The sequence below is a fragment of the Xanthovirga aplysinae genome (genome assembly GCF_009711365.1).
In the GTDB taxonomy this organism is placed as follows: Bacteria; Bacteroidota; Bacteroidia; order Cytophagales; family Cyclobacteriaceae; genus Xanthovirga; species Xanthovirga aplysinae.
The window spans coordinates 1-2,699 of the sequence record NZ_SMMB01000610.1; the positions used below are offsets into that span (position 1 = coordinate 1).

The following is a 2,699-nucleotide window of genomic DNA, read 5'->3' on the forward strand; positions in this document are numbered from 1 at the left end:
TCTTTTAGCTATGAAAAATACAATTTGTAAAAATTGTGATAATAAAAACCTTTGTAAAAGATAAGAAAAAATAACCAAAAATATATCATCAAATTTTTCATTTAAAAGAAGCTCAAATGAAACCTAATGAATTCCTTTTTTAATTATTTCTAAACCAAAAACCAAAACTATGAAAACAAAACAAACGCTAAAATTACTGTTCATTATTTGCATGATGCTGGTTCCAGCTCTGTTTTTGCAAATAAAGGCACAGATAAGTGCCGGAGGAGTACCATTTAGTTTCCAACAGGCTGTTCAGGAAACAAACATTCCCATGGAGGTTTTGCCTTCCATTAATCTTACTCAACTACAGCAAGAGGACCAGCAAGATAATGCAAGTGGATTGCCTCCACGGTTTGGGTATCCTCATGAGGTGAATTTTCGCCTTGATAATACTGGCTTCTGGCAGGATGTAGAGGGAGGTAGATTATGGCGCTTGGACATTCAGGCACCTGGAGCTTTGTCCGTCAATGTGTTGTATGAGAAATTCTGGCTTCCTGAAGGAGCCTCTTTGTTTATTTACAACAAGTCCAAGTCCCAGGTTATTGGTGCTTTTACTAGTCAGAACAATAAGGGTACCAAAGAGAATCCTAAAAAATTTGCTACAGGCCTGGTTTATGGGAATACGGTAACCCTTGAGTATTTTGAACCCGAAAATGTAAGTGGGGAAGGGGTTATTGAAATTTCAAGGGTAATTCATGGATATCGCTATATTGATATTCTTGGTAGCCTTAAAACAGCAGAATCTTTTGGTGATTCCGGAAATTGTCAGGTAAATGTAAATTGTTCTGAAGGGAATAATTGGCAAGATGAAAAAACCGGGGTAGCCATGATTTTGGTAAATGGTAATCGTTACTGCACAGGAAGTCTAGTTAATAATACCAGTGGGGATTTTACTCCCTATTTCTTGACAGCGGACCATTGTCTTGGTGGCTGGGCCAACAGTGTGAAACATGATGCGATTTCGGCCCCTGACTTAAGTCATTGGTCTTTTTATTGGAATTATGAAAGTCCAGGTTGTAGTGATGGTAGCGACTTTGTTCCGCCTTCTACTAGTGGAGCTAATGTAGTGGCTAATAATGGTAATACAGATTTTGCTCTTTTGCTATTAGATGAGAATCCAGTAGACCTAGGTATTGATCCTTATTTCAATGGCTGGGACAGGTCAGATAGTCCTGGTTCAGGAGGTGTAGGAATTCATCATCCTTCAGGAGATATTAAAAAGATCGCTACACATAACATTATTCCTAATCCCTCCACCAATATTGGCTTACCTAATCCAGGAAATTATTGGCAAATTCAGTGGAGCCAAACCTCAAATGGTTGGTCAGTAACTGAAGGTGGATCTTCCGGCTCCCCACTATTTAATAGTAACGGTCATGTGATAGGACAACTTTATGGGGGGAGTTCTATTAATTGCTCTGATCCTGCCAACGATCCGGGAGTATATGGAAAAGTTTTCGTTTCTTGGGACTTGGATCCTAGTGAAAACCGAAGACAGTTAGAAAGCTGGTTGGATCCGGACAACACGGGATCTATGACCCTGGACGGAAGCTATCCTACTGGTACTCCTCCTCCTCCTCCTCCTCCTCCTCCATATTGTGAAACGGGAGGCGATGATAGAAGATATGAGTGGATAAATTCTGTAGAAATAGGTGATTTAGTGGATAATCACAACGATGATTCTGCCGGTTACTTTGATAAAACATCAGATGTGGCTTCACTTGCGCAGGGTGGAACAGCTTCTGTAGCTCTTAGCCCTGCCTTCAGTGGAAGTACCTATCCTGAAGTTTTTAGAATATGGATAGACTATAATCAAGATAGGGACTTTGAGGATTCCGGAGAGTTAGTTTTTGATGGGACTTCAACAGGCGGTAACACTTTGGTAGGAAGCTTCACTGTGCCTTCTTCTGCCAGTACTGGTGATACGAGAATAAGAGTATCAATGCAGTGGAGAACTGCACCAGAGTCCTGTGGGACTTTCCAGTATGGTCAGACTATTGATTATACCGCTAATATATCAAGTTCTTCAGAGGCAACAGCCTCCAGAAGTTCGATGCAGGATGATGATGATCAGGGCTTATTAGGAAACGTTGGTTTTAGTGCCTTTCCTATTCCAACAATTAAAAAACAAATCAATATTTTGTCTTCGATTGAAGGTATTAATCAAGCGAATGTCAAGCTTTATAATTCAGCAGGGATGTTGGTTTACCAAAAAGAGCTAAGTTTTGAAAAAGGAGAAAAACGACTTTTGAATTTTAGTTCTTACCCTAATGGTTTATACCATCTGTTAATAGAAGGCGAGGGAAAGGTTAAAAGTTTTAAAGTGATCCTTCAATAATTTTTTATTAATAACTTACTGATTAATTGTATTAAAAGGGGCTGTTGCAAATTTTTTATGTCGACAGCCTCTTTTAGTTTTTAATGGCTTCAACTTTATTTAAATAATGATTAAGCGTTTAGGAGCCAAAAAAGCTATCTTTTTTTGGACTTTTCTTGACCGAAACTAGAATTTATTAAAAGGGAGTATATGAGCTCTAGTTTAGTAAATGATTTCTCTTTAGTCCTTACCTATTTTTTGAGATGTCTCAAAACTTTAAAATATATTTTATCCTACTAGATATGGTGTAAATGTATATAAAATGTTTTCCTAACCATTT

General features: G+C 38.2%; 1 protein-coding gene. It reads left to right on the top strand.

Features of this window, described 5'->3' with window-relative positions:
* The first annotated feature begins 169 nt into the window (after positions 1–169).
* Positions 170–2,380 carry a GEVED domain-containing protein gene (locus tag E1171_RS03250; protein WP_155204034.1) on the top strand — a complete coding sequence of 737 codons (2,211 nt, stop codon included), beginning with the start codon at positions 170–172 and terminating at the stop codon, positions 2,378–2,380.
* The last annotated feature ends 319 nt before the right edge of the window (positions 2,381–2,699 follow it).